The organism is Larkinella sp. (assembly GCF_965227735.1).
Lineage (GTDB): Bacteria > Bacteroidota > Bacteroidia > Cytophagales > Spirosomataceae > Larkinella.
This window is the reverse complement of record NZ_OZ245776.1, coordinates 92,112-110,129: the sequence shown is the minus strand read 5'-3', so window position 1 is coordinate 110,129 and position 18,018 is coordinate 92,112. Positions and strand designations below refer to the sequence as shown.

The window sequence follows — 18,018 nt, the reverse complement described above, 5'->3', positions numbered from 1 at the left end:
TATCGAATATCGAAGTAAAGAAAACGGTAAACTATAATGAAATGAAAATAGGCATTGCCGCTGATCATGGCGGTTTCGAACTCAAGGAAACGCTGAAGGCTTTTTTGACCAACCTGGGCTATGAAGTCGTCGATTACGGCGCATACCGGCTGGATTCGCTGGACGATTATCCCGATTTGATCATTCCGCTGGCGCTGGCGGTTTCCAGCCGCGATGTGGAGCGGGGCGTGGCGGTTTGCGGGAGTGGCGTAGGGGCGGCTATTGTCGCCAACAAGATTCCGGGCGTGCGGGCTGCGTTGATCAATGACCATTTTTCGGCCCATCAGGGTGTGGAAGACGATGATATGAACTTAATTTGCCTCGGCGGACGTATTACGGGAAACCGGGTCGCTGAAGAATTCGTCCAGGCGTTTCTGGAAGCAAAATTCAGCGGTGCCGAACGGCACCTGCGGAGATTGAAGAAAGTAATTGAGTTAGAAAAGAAGTAGGTTTTCAGTTTTCAGTATTCGGTTTACGTGGCTGACGCACACTTACTAACGCAACAGCCACCGTAAACCGAATACTGAAAACCGTAAACATAAGATCCCAAAACCATAAACTACAAATCCCTCAACACATGGCAAATCGCGTAAAACAAATTCATGAGTTTGGACAGAGCATCTGGCTGGATTTTATTGACCGGAAAATTATGGACTCCGGCGAACTGCAAAAGCTGATCGACGAAGATGGCGTTCGCGGGATTACGTCGAACCCGGCGATTTTCGAGAAAGCCATCAGCAGCAGCTCCGATTATGATGAAGACATCAAGACGCTGGCAAAAGACGACAAGAGCAACGAGGATATATTTTACGGCCTGGCCGTCAGCGACATTCAGCGGGCGGCCGATCTGTTTAAGCCGGTGTATGAAGAAGAAGTTCGTGGAGCGGATGGCTATGTGAGCCTGGAAGTGTCGCCGTTTCTGGCGCTGGATGCCGAAGGAACCATCAAGCAGGCGCGTGAACTGTGGAAAGCGGTGGATCGCGAGAATGTGATGATCAAAATTCCCGGAACCGCCCCCGGTTTGTCGGCGATTCAGACCGCCATCAGTGAAGGCATCAACATCAACGTCACGCTACTGTTCGGACTGGATCGTTATGAAGCCGTTACCGACGCGTACATTTCCGGTCTGGAAGCCCGTGCAGCCGCTGGTCAGCCGATCGACGGCATTGCCTCGGTGGCGAGTTTCTTCCTGAGCCGCATCGACGTGATGGTTGATCCGATTCTGGACGAAAAAGGACTTCCCGAACTGAAAGCGCAGGTCGCCATTGCCTCGGCCCGCAAAGCCTACGAAATCTACAAACGCGTGTTCAACAGCGTGCGGTTTGCGAAACTGAGGGAACTTGGTGCAAAACCGCAGCGGTTGTTGTGGGCCAGCACGAGCAGCAAAAATCCGGCGATTCCCGACACCAAATACGTGGAAGAACTGATCGGCCCCGACACCGTTGACACCATTCCGATGGAAACGCTGGTGGCCTTCCGTGATCACGGTGATGCGCAAAGCCGTCTGGAAAATGACCTTGATAAAGCGACTGCCATCCTGGAACAATTGAAAACGGTGGGCATCGACATCGACGAAATCACCCAGAAACTGGAAGACGAAGGCATCGATAAATTCAATAAGCCCTACGAAAAACTGCTGGCGGCCATCGAAACCCAGAAAAAATCGCTCGAAACCGCTTGACGGTATCCGGTTTACGGTTTTCAGTTTACGGTGGCTGACGCGAGAGAAAAGCATGCGTCAGCCACCGTAAACTGAAAACCGTAAACCGTAATACCGAATACCACCTCTAAACTTGCACGAGTTCAATGGCAGAAACGAAGTATAATTTTGGAATGATCGGCCTCGGTACGATGGGCCGCAACTTGCTGCTGAACATGGCAGACCACGGCTTTCCGGTAGCCGGTTACGACATCAATCCCGACCAGGTGGCCGGTTTTGAGAAAGAAGGCGAGGGTAAACCGGTCAAAGGATTTACGGATCTGGCGGCCATGACCCAGAGCCTGACCAGGCCCCGCGCCATCATGATGCTGGTGCCTGCCGGCAAACCGGTGGACAACGTGATCGACAAACTGGTGCCGCTGCTCGAACCGGGCGACATCATCATCGATGGTGGAAATTCGCACTTTACGGATACCGATATTCGTGACAAAGCGCTGGATTCCAAGGGACTTCACTTCTTCGGAATGGGGATTTCCGGGGGCGAGGAGGGCGCGCGCAAAGGTCCGAGCATGATGCCGGGTGGTGACAAAGCTGCGTACCTGACCTTGAAACCGATTTTCGACGCCATTGCCGCCAAAGTCGACGGCGTTCCCTGCGTAACCTACATCGGGCCGGGCGCGTCGGGTCACTTTGTAAAAATGGTGCACAACGGGATCGAGTATGGTTTGATGCAGCTCATTTCCGAAACCTACGAAGTGCTACGCAAAGGGTTGAAGATGGGGAATGAAGAAATTTACGAACTCTTCAAAACCTGGAACGAAGGCCGGTTGCAATCGTTTCTGATCGAAGTGACCCGGGATATTTTCGGCTTCAAAGAGCCGGACTCCGACCAGTATCTGATCGATCTGATTAAAGACCAGGCCAAATCGAAGGGAACCGGCAAATGGACGTCGCAGGTGGCGATGGATCTGGAAGTGCCGATTCCGACGATTGATATGGCGGTGTCGATGCGCAATTTGTCCAAATATAAAGTGCTGCGGATCAAAGCGGCTACGGTATATGGCGACGAACCGTCGCTTCTGGAAATTGACAAAAATACCTTGCTGGAGAGTCTGGAGCAGGCCCTGTATTTCAGTACCGTGATGACCTACGCGCAGGGGCTAGATTTGTTGTATCGTTCCTCGATTTCGTACGGCTACAACCTCAACCTGGCCGAAATTGCCAAAATCTGGCGGGGTGGCTGCATCATCCGGGCGACTTTGCTCAATGAGATTTTCAATGCCTACGAAAACGCACCGAGCCTGGAACATTTGCTGCTCGATGAGTCGGTGCAAACACTGGTGAATGAGAGTGTTCCGGGCATGCGGTCGGTGGTGGCTTCGGCCCTGACGGCGGGCATTGCCGTGCCAGCTCTTGCGGCTTCCCTGACTTATTTTGATGCGTTCCGCAGCGAGAATATGCCCTCGAATCTGATTCAGGCGCAACGCGATTATTTTGGTGCTCACACCTACGAACTTATTGGTAAAGAAGGCGTTTTCCACACCCACTGGACGCCATTACCCGGTAAACCATGAAATCAACGCTCACACCGCAACCCACCGTATTTATCATTTTCGGCGGAACCGGCGACTTAGCCTGGCGTAAACTCGCACCGGCTTTATACAACCTGTATTTAGACGGCTGGATGCCGTCCCATTTTTCAATCATCGGAACCGGTCGGACCCAACTCAGTGATGATCAGTTTCGGGAAAAACTGCTGGAGGGAATCAACCTGTTTTCGCGCAGCGGCAAAGCCAAAGCCGAGCAGTGGGACACGTTCAGCAAGAACATTTACTACCAGGTTTCGGACCTGAAAGACACGAAAACGTACCAGGAACTGGGGAGCCGGATCGAGTCGTACGAAGCCGAATGGAACGAGAAAGCCGACCTGATTTATTACCTGGCGGTGGCCCCCAATTTTTTTCCGATTATTGCGGACAACATTGCCAAAAAATGCCCGAAAGACGGCATGGAGCGCACGCGGATTGTCATTGAAAAACCGTTCGGGCATGATCTGGAATCGGCCAAAGCCCTGAATAAGCAATTGCAGGGGATTTTTGACGAGAAACAGATCTACCGCATCGACCACTATCTGGGCAAGGAAACCGTGCAGAACATCATGGCTTTCCGGTTTGCCAATGCGCTGCTGGAACCGATCTGGAACCGCAATTACATCGACCACGTCCAGATTTCGGTGACCGAACAACTGGGCGTCGAAGACCGGGGCGGGTATTACGACGGCGCCGGGGCAACGCGCGACATGGTGCAGAACCACATTTTGCAGTTGCTGTGTCTGATTGCCATGGAACCGCCGATCAACATGGACGCCGACGAAATCCGGAACCGCCGGGTGGATGTGCTGAAATCCATGCGCCGGTTCGATGCCGATGCGATCCGGTTTTCGGCTGTTCGCGGGCAATATGGCCACGGCTGGATTGAAGGCAAGGAAGTGGCGGGTTATCGGGAAGAGCCAGAAGTGAACCCGGAGTCCAACACGGAAACGTTTGCGGCATTCAAATTTTTTGTCGACAACTGGCGCTGGCAGGACGTTCCGTTTTACCTCCGAACCGGCAAGCACCTGGCGCAGTCGGCGTCTATCATTTCGATCCAGTTTAAGAACATTCCGCACTCGATTTTTCCGCCCGAATCCGCCGAAAACTGGCAGCAAAACCGCCTGGTTTTCAGCATTCAGCCCGAAATGAGCATCCGGTTGCAGATGCAGGCCAAACGGCCCGGTCTGGACATGACGCTCAATCCGGTCGATCTGGTGTTCGACTACAGCGGCACGTATGCCGGAAAACCGCCCGAAGCCTATGAAACGTTGCTGCTCGACACGATGCTGGGCGACCAGACCTTGTTCATGCGGAGCGATCAGGTGGAAGCCGCCTGGGATTTGATTATGCCGATTTTGCACGCCTGGGAAAGCAAGAAAAGCCTGAGTTTTCCGAATTATCCCGCCGGTTCGTGGGGGCCTGAAAACGCCGAAGCCCTCATTGCGCAGGACGGTTTTCACTGGTTTACACTACCCCTAAACGGAAAACATTGATGAGCCAGCCGATTTTACACGTCTCCAAAACCGCCGATCTGGCGGTTTTGGATCTGGCCGAATTCTTTGTCCGGACGGCGAAGGAAACGATTGCCGATACGGGGCGGTTTTCGGTCGCGCTTTCGGGCGGCAGTTCTCCCAAAAAACTGTACGAACTGCTTGCTTCGCCCGAATTCAGTAGCCAACTGGATTGGGAAAAAGTCGATTTTTTCTTCGGCGACGAGCGCTACGTGCCGTCCGACGATCCGGACAGCAATGCGTTGATGGTCAAAAAAGCACTGTTCGACCCGCTGCACATTCCGGCGAAGAACATTTTTACGGTCGATACGAGCCTGCCGCCGGACGAAGCCGCGCTGAAGTACACCCAGGCCATTCAGCATCGGTATCAGGCGGAACAGGTTCGGTTTGATCTGGTGTTGCTGGGTTTGGGCGATAATTCGCACACCGCTTCGCTGTTTCCGCACACCCCGGTTTTGCACGACACCTCGGTTTCGGTGAAGGCGGTTTTCCTGAAAGATCAGAACGTGTATCGGATCACGATGACCGCACCCCTGATCAATCTGGCGCATCACCTGGCCTTTCTGGTTTACGGAAAAGGGAAAGCTGAAGCCGTTGATGCGGTTCTGAACGGGGCCGAGGACATCGAAAACCACCCCGCCCAACTCATTCGGGACGCCGAGGGTGAGGTGCACTGGTTTCTGGATGAACCGGCGGCATCGGTGCTGTCGGTTTAGGAAATTAGAGTGGAATGATAAATGTAAAATGATGAACGCCAAATGTAAAAGTGCCGGATGGGTGACTACTTTTACATTTAGCGTTCATCATTTAATATTTATCATTCTTTTTAAAAGCCACTCGTCTAATGCCCTTATTCCGACTGCTCTGGCAAATTCCCGTTGTATTTTTTGTCGTGGGACTGCTCAGTCTCTTCATCCATGAATACGCTACGGCCCGGCCCAGCGAGCGGACCAAGGACATTGCGTATGTGAACGCCGATGCTCCGGATTTCGATGCCGAGCGTCAGGTGCTCGATGTGTATGCGCCCAAACAAAAAGCTGCGCGGCCTTTCCCCGTCGTGGTTTTTATTCACGGCGGGAACTGGGATGGCGGCAGCAAAAATCTCTATTCGTTTATCGGCCGTCGCCTGGCCAAACAGGGCGTGGTGGCCGTCATCATCAATTACCGCCTATCTCCGGCGGTTTTAGTGCCAGCGATGGCCGACGACTGCGCCCGGGCCGTGCGCTGGACCACGCAGCACATCGCCGGATTTGGCGGAGATCCCAACCGGATTTTCGTTATGGGCCACTCGGCGGGTGGCGGACTGGCGGCTTTGTTAGCCACGGACGACCGGTTGTTTACGAAGTTCGGCTTAGCTCCTAATCCCGTCAAGGGTGCCATTCTCGACGATCCGGCGGGGTTGAATATGTTCGATTACCTCCGGAAAATGGAGTATCCCAATGATGAGCAATACCTCGTTCCGTTTGGAAACGATTCCACGGTTTGGCGGGCCATGTCAGCTCACTATCAGGTTACGTCCTCCAGTCCGCCCATGCTGATCTACACCGGCAGCCGAACCTACCCAAGCATTGCCAGCAGCACTCAAAAGTTTCACGAGCGGCTTCGGGAACTGGGTGTAAAACACGACTATACGGTTCTGCCGGGTAAAAAACACGTCGGCATGGTGACGCAGCTTTACTGGCAAAATAACCGCATTTACCGGGAGTTACGCAAGTTCGTCGGCCTCTAGGCACCGACGTTTTTCTTCACTACGGCCATCGTCTCTTTTTGCCGCTGATTGACAAACTGCTTGCCTTTCAGCGCCTTCGCTTTGGCGGCTTTGGTATCTTTGGCCATCGCCAGCACCGCCGGAACAATCCCCGCAACGTCTTTGGGCGTATCCAGATCAAAAAGCCAGTCGCCCAGGCCAATATCCCGCCACATGGCTCCTTTGCTGGTCTGTTCTTCAAACCGACAGACGATGGCCGGGATACCCAGTGCGATGCACATGATGGGCGAGTGCATCTCGATGCCGAACAAACCCGCCGAGCGAATGTAGGTGCTGACGGCTTCGTCGGTGAGCCAGTAGTGATCGCGCCAGACGACTTTCGCTTTCACATCGTCCGGCAGCGGATCATACAGCATTTCCTTGCCAATCCGAACCTGGGTTTCGTTTTCGGGCACGATCAGGATTTTCATCGCCGTCTGGCGAACGACGGCAATAATGGCTTCCCGGATCGGCTTGTTATCCTGTTCCTTCATGGCCTCATTCCGGGCGTGCTTTTCCGGATTGACCGACAGTTTTTTCTGCGGCAATTCCCACCAGGGCGAAAACCGAAGTTGCGGAATCACACATAGAAACTTGCCGGTTTCCAGCCCGTGTTCCTTCAAAAACGCGTCGGCGGCTTTATCGTCCCGAATGTCCACCGCAAACGCACCGTCGGGGCAGAACTCCATAACCGGACAGGCAACGCCCTTTGACTTGGCAAATTCCATCGAAACTGAATCGCGGAAATAGGCAAACCGAGCTTTCGTGAGTAGCTCAACATCCGTCGGATTGAACTTCCAGCGGTCTTCCGGAAAACCGTAGACGCCGGGCCAGGTGATGCCGTAAATACCGTACGGTTTGCCCGTTTCCCGCCATTGTTCAATTTCTTTCCGACCCACCAGCGACGGCCCGGAGCCGTGCAGCAGAAAACCGCACTCGGCCATTGCCGCCTTCTTTTCTTCCGGAGTTTTGAGGATAATCAGCTTGGGAAACCGCTTCATCAGCATTTCCTCCACACCATTGCCGACATTGGACGGCCATAGTCGGACTTCGACCTCGGGCAGGTACTTTTCCAGCAACGTCAAAACACCGGGGGTATGGGCAATGTCGCCGATGTTTTCGGTCTGCCACGAGGAGCGGAGAATGATGGATTTTTTAGCGGGCAATGTCGCGGTTGCAATCGACGGCACACTGAGTAGCAACCCGATCAGTGACGGTGTTTGCTTCAGGAATTCTCTGCGGTTTGGCATGGGAATCGGTTGGATATTAGGATGGAATGGCTAGACCGCCAGCGTTTTGCCCACGATTGCCATCGTTTCGCGCTGGCGTTTTTCAACGAAAATTCGAGCTTTTGCGGCTTTGGCTTTTGCGGTTTTTGGGTCTTTGGCCATTGCCAAAACCGTCGGAACGATGCGGGCCACTTCCCCGGGTTTGTCCATATCGAACAGCCAGTCGCCCAGGCCAATATCCCGCCACATGATGCCTTTGCTGGTTTGTTCGTCGAACCGGCAGACGATGGCCGGAACGCCATTGCCGACGCACATGATAGGCGAGTGCATTTCAAGCCCGAACAACCCCGCCGACCGCATATAGGTGCTGATGGCTTCGCCGGTAAGCCAGTAGCGATCCCGCCAGACGACTTTGGCTTTGACATCGGCCGGGAGCGGATCATACAGCATTTCTTTGCCAATGGCCACCTGGGTTTCGTCTTCCGGACAAATCAGGATTTTCATCGGTGTTTGCCCGACCACGGCGCTGATGGCTTCGCGGAGCACGGCATGATCGTGTTCTTTCATTTCCTCATTCCGGGTGTGCTTAAATTCGTCAAAAGCAGCTTTTTTAGCCGGAATTTTCCAGTAGGGCGTATACCGCAACCGGGGAATGACGCACATGAATTGGCCGGTTTCCAGTTGATGCGCTTCGAGAAAAGCCTTTGCCGACGCATCATCCCGCAGGTCGACCGCAAAAGCGGCATCCGGACCATATTCCATGATGGGGCAGGTAATTCCTTTTTCCTTCGCAAACTTGAGCGAGGCCGAATCCCGGAAAAAGATAAACTGCGCTTTGCTGATCAGTTCCACCTCAGCCGCCGAAGTGGCGTTGGATGCCAGTGGGGTCGGAAAAACGCCGTGCAACGAAATACCGTAGATGCCGAACGGCTTTCCGGTTTCGCGGTGCCAGCGATCCACGTCTTTGCGGGCCACCAGCGACGACCCGGAGCTGTGCAGCAAAAAGTCGCAGTCGTTGAAAGCCGCCGTCACCTTTTCCGGGCCTTTCAGGATAATTACTTTGGGAAAGCGTTTTTGCAGGAGTTCTTCCACACCGTTGCCAATGTCCGACGGCCAGAGTTGAATCGTGACGTCGGGCAGGTATCGTTCCAGCAGGGTGAGGATGCCCGGCGTGTGGCCGATGTCGCCGATGTTAACGGTTTGCCAGGCGGAACGCAGCAGAATGGTTTTCTTGGCGGCTTTTTGGGCCAGCGCCGGAACGCTCATGAGAAGCCCGATGAGCGCGGGTGTTTGTTGGAGAAAAGATCGGCGGTTTTGCATGTGAGCAATGATTTAGAATGTCATTCCAATTCTGAATTTAGATCAAGCCCTGTAAGCTTTAGCCAATCAGGGCTTTCTTTAAAACCGCCATCGTGTCGCGCTGGCGTTGCTGGACAAACTTCTGGGCTTTCTTGATCTTTGCTTTGGCGGCTTTGGGGTTTTTGGCCATGGCTAAAACCGCCGGAACGATGCCGGGGATCTCTTGCTCATTGTCCATGTCGAACAGCCAGTCGCCCAGACCAATATCCCGCCACATATACCCTTTGCTGGTTTGTTCGGCAAAGCGGCAGACGATGGCCGGAATGCCGTTGCCGACACTCATGATCGGCGAGTGCATTTCCAGCCCAAACAAGCCCGCCGAGCGGAGGTACGTGCTGACGGCTTCGTCGGTGAGCCAGTAGCGATCCCGCCAGACAACATTCGCTTTGACATCGTTTGGCAACGGATCATACAACATGGTCTTGCCGAGTTTGACCTGCGTTTCGTCTTCCGGAACGATCAGGATTTTCATCGGCGTCTGCCGAACTACGGCGATGATGGCTTCCCGAAGTGGCGCAATATCGTGCTCGCGCATCTGTTCGTTTCGCGCATTTTTAGGCTCCTCGAATGCCCGTTTTTTGGCCGGAATTTCCCAGTAGGGTGTAAACCGCTGCCGGGCCAGAACACATAAAAATTTCCCGTCTTCCAGACCGTGTTCTTTCAGGAAATCTTTTGCCAGTTGGTCGTTGTGCAGATCGACGGCAAAAGCCCCATCCGGCCCGAACTCCATGATCGGGCAGGTGACGCCGTTCGCCTTTGCTACGGCCATCGAAACCGTATCCCGGAAAAAGACAAATTTTGCTTTACTCAGAATGTCGACATTCAAAGCTGATGCCGGGCTGAGAATTGTGGGGTTTTCAGTAGTATGCGATACAGAAAATGTGATGCCGTAAATGCCGTATGGTTTTCCAGTTTCTTTCCGCCAGCGGTCTACATCTGCCCCCGCCACCAGTGAGGGACCGGAACCGTGCAGCAGAAAATCGCAGTCAACAAACGCCTGCTTCACCTCGTCGGGCGTCTTGACAATGGGGACATTGGGAAACCGTTTCGTCAGCATCTCCTTCACACCGCTTCCCACATCCGATGGCCACAGACGAACCTCAGCATCGGGCAGGTATTTTTCCAGCAGCGAAAGCACACCGGGCGTGTGTCCAATGTCGCCAATGTTGACGGTTTGCCACGACGACCGCAGGAGGATGGTTTTCTTAGCGGCTTTCTTTGCCAGTACCGGAATGCTCATCAGCAGGCCGAGGAACGCGGGCGTTTGTTGAAGAAAAGATCGGCGGTTTTGCATGGTTCAAAGCAGTAGGATGAGTCTGGAATACCGGTTAAGTCGTTAGTACGCTGGCTAAAACCGCCATCGTTTCTTTTTGTCGCTGATTGACAAATCGCTTGCCTTTCAGGGCTTTTGCCTTCGCGGCTTTGGGGTCTTTGGCCATTGCCAGAACCGCCGGAACAATCCGGGCCACTTCTTCGGGCTTGTCCACGTCGAACAGCCAGTCGCCCAGGCCAATATCCTGCCACATCATGCCCTTGCTGGTTTGTTCGGCAAACCGGCAGACAATGGCCGGAATGCCGTGGCCGATGCACATGATGGGCGAGTGCATTTCGAGTCCGAACAAACCCGCCGACAGCAGATAGGTGCTGAGCGCTTCGTCGGTGAGCCAGTAGCGGTCGCGCCACACTACGTTTTTCTTCACGTCCTCCGGCAGTTTATCGAGCAGAATTTCCTTGCCCAGTTTGACCTGCGTCTCGTCTTCCGGCACAATCAGGATTTTCAGCCCGGTCTGGCGAACGACGGCAATGATTGCTTCCCGCAGGGGGGCGTTGTCGTGCTCCTTCATCTTTTCGTTGATTGCATTTCGTTCCGCATCGAAGGGCGTTTTTTTAGCGGGAATTTCCCAGTAGGGCGTAAACCGGGTGCGCGGAATTACGCACAGAAATTTACCCGCTTCCAGTCCGTGTTTCGACAGAAAAGCGTTGGCGGCCTGGTCATCCCGGAAATCCACGGCGAAAGCTCCATCCGGGCAAAATTCCATAACCGGGCTTTTTATTCCGATTTCTTTTGCTATCCCCAGCGAAACCGAATCCCGGAAAAACGCAAATTTGGCCTGGTTCAACAACTCGACGTCCAGCGGGTTGACCTTGCTGGCGGCCGGGCCGGGTGCGTAGACCCCGGGAAAGGTGATGCCATAAATCCCGAACGGTTTGCCGGTTTCGCGGTGCCAGCGTTCCACATCCTTGCGGGCAACGAGCGACGGCCCGGAGCCGTGCAGCAAAAAGTCGCATTCTTTCAGGGTAGCCGCAATTTCTTCCGGGGTCTGGACGATGGAAACCCTGGGGAACCGGCGTTTGAGCAATTCCTCAACGCCATTTCCAACACTGCTCGGCCAGAGCCGGATGCTGGCATCGGGCAGGTATTTTTCCAGCAGCGAGAGGACGCCGGGCGTGTGACCGATGTCGCCGATGTTGACGGTTTGCCACGACGACCGCAGCACGATGGCGGGGGCTTTTTTGCCGGAAATGCCTTTTATCGATGACAGGAGGGAAGCAGTTGCCAGGGCAGCACGTTTCAGGAAAATGCGTCGATTGGAATACGTTGAATCAGGTGTCATACTATTTGGTGCTTGGCAAACCCACGATTTTGCGGACAGCCATCATGGTTTCGGACTGACGTTTTTGCACGAATGCCATCGCCTTTTGTGCCTTGGCTTTGGCCGCCGGATAGTCGCGGTGAATTTTTGAGAGCTGGTCGATCCAGGCCGAAGCCGGGCTTTCGTCCACTTCAAACAGCCACTCAGGCAAGCCGATGTCGCGAAACATCCAGCCTTTTCGACCGTGGAAATGGGAGCGAACGTGAATCACCGGTTTACCGAGGGCCAGGCCCATAATCAACGAGTGCGGTTCCATACCAATCAGCGAATGAGCGCGGGCATAAACCGACATGGCTTCGTCGGCATTCCAGAAGGTGTCGCGCAAAACGACTTTCTGCCGGATGGTCACGTCCAGTTGATCGTATAGGTGATTTTTCGCCTGCGGCATTTCTTTATCTACTTCCGGCGCCAGCAGCACTTTATAACCGGTTTCCTTGATCCAGTGTGTAATGACCTGCCTGATTTTAGCCATCCGGGTGCGGTCCTGCTCCTGTTGCTCAGGCGTCGGTTTCGTGGGATTTAGTAAATTTCCTTCCCCTTTTTCGTTGAAATGGGGCGTATTGGTTCGGATAATAACCACCAGGAATTTGCCATCTTCCAAACCTGCCTGTGTCAGATACGCCAGCCCTTTGCGTTCATCCCGGATATCGATTCCAAAACAGCCGTCCGGGGCAAATTCGAGGATGGACGGATGGAAGGTTTCGGCTTTCAGGAAGTTGAGCGATTCGTTGTCGCGGGCGTACAGAAAAGCCGCCCGGTTCAGAATATCCCGAAAAAAATACTGCGAAGGCGGGGCGAATTTATCGAACGACTGTCCATAAATACCGAACGGAATCCCCTTGTCATAACAGTAATAAAACGGCGTCAGCGCCCTGATCGGGCCGCCCCATTCGTAGTTATACAAGCCGTAATTAAAAGATTGGCTCGAATTATGAATAAGCAGATCCGTCTGGTCGAAAGCCGCTTTCAGCTCGTCCGAAAGGGTGTCTCCTGTGTAAAAATTACCCCGCACAATTTTGACTTTCGGGAAATTTTGGGTCACCAGCTTTTCGGTTTCGGGCCGGGGTTCGGCGTGCCAGAGGAGCAGTTGCGCTTCGGGAATATGGCGTTCTAGGAGTCTTAATGTGCCAGGCGTGTGACCTTGATCGCCGATGTTGGCATCCCGCCACGAGGAGCGCAGCATGATGGTCGGCGTCTTCTTCGAAACGAAAGAGTGCGGAACCGGGTGTTGCATTCCCATCGGTGGCAGGGCAGCGGTGGCCACCGACAGGCTGGTTGCTTTCAAAAAGTCTCTTCGACTGCGCATCATGTTTGGTTCGATTAATAGCCGGGATTCTGAACCAGACTCGGATTGGCATCCATATCCACTTGTGGAATGGGCAGTAAAACGTGGAACGGCTTGATGACCGGATTCCGGTTGAACGTGTTGTCGGCTTTCACGGCCTCCACCAGCTTGCCCGTCCGGATCAGATCGAACCGGCGGTTGTTTTCGAACGTCAGCTCCAGCCGTCGTTCCAGCAAAACCGCTTCTTTGAATTGCTGGTAGTTGAGGCCCGTCAAGGCCGTCAGTCCCGCCCGGATGCGCACTTTGTTGATGGCGGCATAGGCTTCCGCGGTCGGACCGTTGTTCACTTCATTGAGGGCTTCGGCCTGCATCAGCAACACATCGGAATACCGCAGGATCGGAACGCTCGTGCCTTCACCGCCGTTGGTTTTGGCGGTTTTGTCCCACAGTTTCTGGAAAGAAACCGCCTTCGTAGGGTCAGGATCGGTGATGGAAAGATTGGTTGTCACGCCGTTGTAGACATACGACGTGATGAACGTAACCGGCTTCCGTTTGTCGTTTGCCGAATAGGCATTGAACAAACTGGCGCTGACCCGTGCAATGCCCGCTCCGCCACTGGGGTAAATCAGGGCGGCCCGGACGCCAAAACCGCGTCCAATGCTGTGGCCGCGCACATCGGTCAGATATTGCACTTCAAAAATATTCTCCTTGCCACCCCGCGCGGTCAGCGCGAACGCATCGGCATAGTTGTCATACAGCGCATAAACGCCCTGGTCGATTACTTCCTTTGCTTTGGCTGCTGCCTGTGTCCAGAAAGGCGAACCAGCGGTGGTTCCGGCGCGCCAGAGGTAGAGTTTTGCCAGCATCCCCTTGGCGGCTCCCTGCGTAGCCCGGCCCGACTCGCTGGCCGGATAGGTAACCGGTAAAACGCTCTCGGCTTCCTTCAAATCCGCTTCAATCAACGCATAAACATCATTGACCGGCGACCGGGGGAGTTCCAGGCCTTCCAGCGAGGTGGTTTCTTTCGTCACCAGCGGCACATCGCCATAGAGCCGTACGAGGTTGAAATAATGCAACGCCCGCAGAAACTTCGCTTCGGCGATGTAGCGCTTCTTCAGCGTTTCGTCCATCGCAATACCGGGCAAACGGTCGATGACGGTATTGGAGCGGTTGATGCCCCGGTAGGCCGGTGAATACAGACTGACAAAAGAATTGGCAGGCGTGATGTCATACCGCCACAACAGCGGCCGGTTGGCGTCGCCCGTCAGAAAGGGGATGGCGTCGTCGGTCGTCGTAATGTCCAGGTTTGGGTCTGTGTTGCCGATGGCGTTGTAGCAGGCTCCCAGCGCGGCTTTGGCATCGTCGGCAGTTTTGTAGTAGGTGGCATTGGTCAGGTTCGTTACGGGAGACAGGTCGAGCTGGCTTTCGCAGGCGGTTGCCAATAGGGCCACAAAGAGCAATAAGGTGTTGGTTTTCATAGCCATCTATGCATTAAAATTTCAGGTTCAGACCTACTAATACGGTTTTTGCGGACGGGTACCCGCCGTAATCCAGCCCCTGGCTCAGTGAAGAACTTCCGTAGCGGTTCACTTCCGGATCATAGCCTGAGTACGAGGTCAGGGTAATGAAATTCTGGGCGGTAACATACACTTTGGCGGAGCCAACCGACAGGCGGTTCAACAGGCTTTTGGGCAGGTTATAGCCCAGCGAAATGTTCTTGAAACGCAGGTACGAACCGTCTTCGACGTGCAGCGACGAAAGCAGCCGGGAGCCGCCCCCGGCGTTGGCGCGGGGAATGGTGTTGCTGGGATTGGTGGGCGTCCAGCGGTCCAGCGCCCGGGCCGACTGGTTGTTGCCACCCGTCAGGTTCAACTGGTCGAAGGTGGCAAAATTCAGGATTTCGTTGCCGTATGTGCCTTGTACAAAAATGTTCAGGTCGAAGCCTTTGTAGGAGAATGTGTTGTTCAGCCCGCCGAAAAAATCCGGGTTGCTGTTGCCGATGATGTCCCGGTCGGCATCGTTGATCACGCCATCGCCGTTCCGGTCCACATACCGGAGATCACCCGGTTTTGCCGTTTTTTGGGCCGACCCATCAACTTCTGCCTGGTTCTGGAAAATACCGTTGGTAACCAGCCCGAAAAAATTGCCCAGCGGACTATCGACCCGCAGCAAAATCGGGTTTTGGGTGGTGTTGGAAATGGTGGCATCCGAGCCCGTTCGGAATTCTTTCCGGCCATCCAGGAACAGGATTTTGTTCCGGTTGAAGGAGATGTTGAATTCCGACGTCCAGCGAAAACCGCCCTGGTCCACATTGATCGTGTTCATCGAAAATTCGAAGCCTTTGTTGCGAACACTACCCAGGTTTTTCAGCGTGGTGGAAAAACCGGAGGAAGTAGGCACACCCACGTTAAAAAGCAGATCAGAGGTCTTTTTGATGTAATAATCGGCCGATACCTGAATGCGGTTATTGAGCAATCCGACGTCAAAACCGACGTCAAATTGGGCGTTTTTTTCCCAGCGCAAATCGGGGTTGCCAATGCCCGCCGTGGCCGATCCGACGTTCAGTGCCCCGCCGATGACGTAAGGGGCCGAACTGATGTTGGCCAGGTATTGGTAGTTCCCGATTTCCTGATTTCCCGACAAACCGTAGCTGGCCCGCAGTTTGGCATCAGAAATAAACGTGAGGTCTTTCAGCCAGGGTTCGTTGGCGAGTTTCCAGGCAATAGCACCGGAGGGGAAGAACCCGAATTTGTTGTTCGGCCCAAACCGCGACGACCCATCCCGGCGACCGGTCAGCGTCAACAGAAAGCGATCATCGAAGCCGTAATTGACCCGCGCCAGATACGAAATCAGCCGCCAGTCGCTGCTCCCGGAGCGCGGGGCCACCAGGGTCGAACCGGCTGCGAGGTTATTATACGAAGCAAAGTCGTCGGAAAAGGTATTGGCATTGGCCACCACGCTTTCGGCAGCCAGTCCCTGAATCGTATACCCCAAAACCGCATTGAGGCTGTGTTTGGGAGCGAGTTGCCGGGTATAATTCAGGATGTTTTCGTTCAGCCAGTTGACGCTTTGGGAGCTGGATACGGAGGCACTACCGCCCACGCTCGCGCCCACCACCGCCAGCCGGGTGACGTAGGAATTGTTTTTCGAGCTTTGCAAATCTGTCCCAAAACTGGTTCGGAAGGTCAGCCCTTCGATGATTTTGTAGTCGACGTAGGCATTGGCCAGGATGCGGATGAGGGCGGTTTTGTCCGTAAATTCGTTGGCGACGGCCAGCGGATTGTCGGCACCCAGCCCGTTCAGCGCGCCCTGGTTTTTGTAATAGCTTCCGTCGGCATTCCGTACCGGAAAGGTGGGGGAATAATTGAGGGCTGAACTGATGATGCCGCTCACGGCCAGGTTGCCGTCGGTTTCGGTTCGCGGGTTGTTGGTGAGGGTATAGGCTCCCTGCATGGTGACACCTACTTTCAGCCGCGATGTCAGATCGTTGTCGAGGTTGGCCCGCAGCGTGTAGCGTTTGAAATCCGATTTCAGCAGAATACCGTCCTGACCGTAATAGCCAAACGACACTGCATACCGGGACTTCTCGGCGCCCCCAGAAACCGAAAGCTGGTGATTCTGAATGGGCGCATCGCGCATGACGATGCTCTGCCAGTCGGTGCCTTCGCCCAAGGTAGAAACCAGCGGACGATCCGCCGTGCTGCCGTCGAAATAGGCCTTGCCGCCGTTGTTGATCTGGGCGTCGTTGACCAGTTCGGCAAACTGACGGGCGTTAAGCATCGGGAGTTTCCGGCGCACCGACTGGTTGCCGTAATAGCCTTCGTAGCTAATTACTGCCTTACCGGCTTTGCCCCGTTTGGTCGTGACGAGCACCACGCCATTGGAACCCCGCGAGCCGTAAATGGCGGTGGCCGACGCATCTTTCAGGATTTCGATGGACTCGATGTCGTCGGTATTGATGGAGTTCAGACCCGTTGTCGGAAAACCGTCGATGACGTAGAGCGGATCATTGCCGGCATTGACCGAGCCCGACCCCCGAATCCGGATGGTGGAGTTTCCGCCGGGCCGCGCCGAGTTGGACACTACCTGAACCCCCGCAGCGCGGCCCTGCATGGCGCGGTCGAGCGACGGAATGGGCGTGGCCTTGATGTTGGCTTCGCCGACTTTGGCAACCGAGCCCGTCAGATCCGATTTTTTCACGGTTCCGTATCCCACCACGACCACTTCCTCCAGGCTCTTGTTGTCGGTTTTCAACGAAACGTTGAGGCTGGTGCGTTTCTCCACCGCAATTTCCTGCGAAACAAACCCGACGAAGCTGAAAACCAGCACACTGGATTCATTGGGAACCACAATCTGGTATTTCCCGTCGCCATTGGTCGTTGTGCCGCGTGTGGTGCCTTTCACCAGCACGCTGACGCCCGGTAAGCCTTCGCCTTTTTCGTCGGAAACCGTACCAGATACGGTCAGATCAGCCAGGATGTCACTGGTAGTCAGAGTGTTGTTCGGGAGTGTGCTGCCCGTGCCGTTCATTTTGAAAAGGGCAATCTGCTTCCCGCTTACTTCGTAGCGAATGTGAAGTGGCGTCAGCAGGTCGTTAAGTGTTTCTTTGAGCGTCACAAACCGGTTTTCCAGCGTTACCTTCTGGTTGACCTGAATTTCGCGCGGATTGTAGATGAAAAGCACATTGGCAGTACGCTCCAGAAACGTCAGTGCTTTTTTCAGGTTGGTGGTTTCGGCTTTCACCGCGATGCGCTGCTCCAGCACTTCCTGGCCGTTGGCATCGTGGGCATACGTCGCACCCACAAACAGGATCGTCATCAGAAGCTGAATAACCGATAGTTTCATGAGGGTCCGGAAGGAAAGGGGCTTTTTATAAAGTCTATCCATGAGAAAAGGGGTTTGCTCATGGATAGCGACAGCGGTGGTTACATACTGGTTTCCG

Annotated in this window: 13 protein-coding genes; 6 read left to right on the top strand and 7 right to left on the bottom strand. The window is 54.4% G+C overall.

The genetic code is table 11. The features are described 5' to 3' along the window. Positions 1–41: 41 nt before the first annotated feature. The 6 genes from ACO064_RS00395 to ACO064_RS00370 all read left to right on the top strand — a co-directional run bounded on the left by ACO064_RS00395 (position 42) and on the right by ACO064_RS00370 (position 6,531). Complete coding sequence (locus ACO064_RS00395; RefSeq protein ID WP_421825450.1) at positions 42–488, top strand: RpiB/LacA/LacB family sugar-phosphate isomerase; 447 nt, start codon at positions 42–44, stop codon at positions 486–488. Positions 489–616: 128 nt separating this feature from the next. Further along, entirely contained in the window at positions 617–1,720 is a 1,104-nt protein-coding gene (tal, locus tag ACO064_RS00390; RefSeq protein ID WP_421825449.1) for a transaldolase, read from the top strand. Between the two features lie 125 nt (positions 1,721–1,845). Beyond that, positions 1,846–3,273 carry an NADP-dependent phosphogluconate dehydrogenase gene (gndA, locus tag ACO064_RS00385; protein ID WP_421825448.1) on the top strand — a complete coding sequence of 476 codons (1,428 nt, stop codon included), beginning with the start codon at positions 1,846–1,848 and terminating at the stop codon, positions 3,271–3,273. Further along, positions 3,270–4,784, top strand: a complete 1,515-nt coding sequence (gene zwf, locus ACO064_RS00380; protein ID WP_421825447.1) for a glucose-6-phosphate dehydrogenase — start codon at positions 3,270–3,272, stop codon at positions 4,782–4,784. Before gndA ends, zwf begins: the two co-directional genes overlap by 4 nt. Next, a complete protein-coding gene (gene pgl / locus ACO064_RS00375) occupies positions 4,784–5,518 on the top strand; it encodes a 6-phosphogluconolactonase (RefSeq protein WP_421825446.1) in 735 nt (244 codons plus the stop codon). Before zwf ends, pgl begins: the two co-directional genes overlap by 1 nt. Positions 5,519–5,646: 128 nt before the next feature. Next, positions 5,647–6,531, top strand: coding sequence for an alpha/beta hydrolase (locus tag ACO064_RS00370; RefSeq protein WP_421825445.1), 885 nt, complete (start codon positions 5,647–5,649; stop codon positions 6,529–6,531). Here ACO064_RS00370 and ACO064_RS00365 read toward each other — a convergent pair. Genes ACO064_RS00365 through ACO064_RS00335 form a run of 7 tightly spaced genes read right to left on the bottom strand, consistent with a single transcriptional unit; the run spans position 6,528 to position 17,963 of the window. Further along, positions 6,528–7,799, bottom strand: coding sequence for a polysaccharide pyruvyl transferase family protein (locus ACO064_RS00365; RefSeq protein WP_421825444.1), 1,272 nt, complete (start codon positions 7,797–7,799; stop codon positions 6,528–6,530). The genes ACO064_RS00370 and ACO064_RS00365 overlap by 4 nt on opposite strands. A 30-nt stretch (positions 7,800–7,829) precedes the next feature. Then, complete coding sequence (locus ACO064_RS00360) at positions 7,830–9,098, bottom strand: polysaccharide pyruvyl transferase family protein (RefSeq protein ID WP_421825443.1); 1,269 nt, start codon at positions 9,096–9,098, stop codon at positions 7,830–7,832. Positions 9,099–9,156: 58 nt separating this feature from the next. After that, positions 9,157–10,431, bottom strand: coding sequence for a polysaccharide pyruvyl transferase family protein (locus ACO064_RS00355; RefSeq protein ID WP_421825442.1), 1,275 nt, complete (start codon positions 10,429–10,431; stop codon positions 9,157–9,159). A 34-nt stretch (positions 10,432–10,465) separates the two neighbouring features. Continuing rightward, positions 10,466–11,752: a polysaccharide pyruvyl transferase family protein gene (locus ACO064_RS00350; RefSeq protein ID WP_421825441.1), complete on the bottom strand. Its 1,287-nt coding sequence runs from the start codon at positions 11,750–11,752 to the stop codon at positions 10,466–10,468. 1 nt (position 11,753) lies between these two features. Further along, positions 11,754–13,100, bottom strand: coding sequence for a polysaccharide pyruvyl transferase family protein (locus ACO064_RS00345; RefSeq protein WP_421825440.1), 1,347 nt, complete (start codon positions 13,098–13,100; stop codon positions 11,754–11,756). Between the two features lie 11 nt (positions 13,101–13,111). After that, positions 13,112–14,554 carry a RagB/SusD family nutrient uptake outer membrane protein gene (locus ACO064_RS00340; RefSeq protein ID WP_421825439.1) on the bottom strand — a complete coding sequence of 481 codons (1,443 nt, stop codon included), beginning with the start codon at positions 14,552–14,554 and terminating at the stop codon, positions 13,112–13,114. 13 nt (positions 14,555–14,567) lie between these two features. Beyond that, complete coding sequence (locus ACO064_RS00335; protein ID WP_421825438.1) at positions 14,568–17,963, bottom strand: TonB-dependent receptor; 3,396 nt, start codon at positions 17,961–17,963, stop codon at positions 14,568–14,570. Positions 17,964–18,018 lie beyond the last annotated feature (55 nt).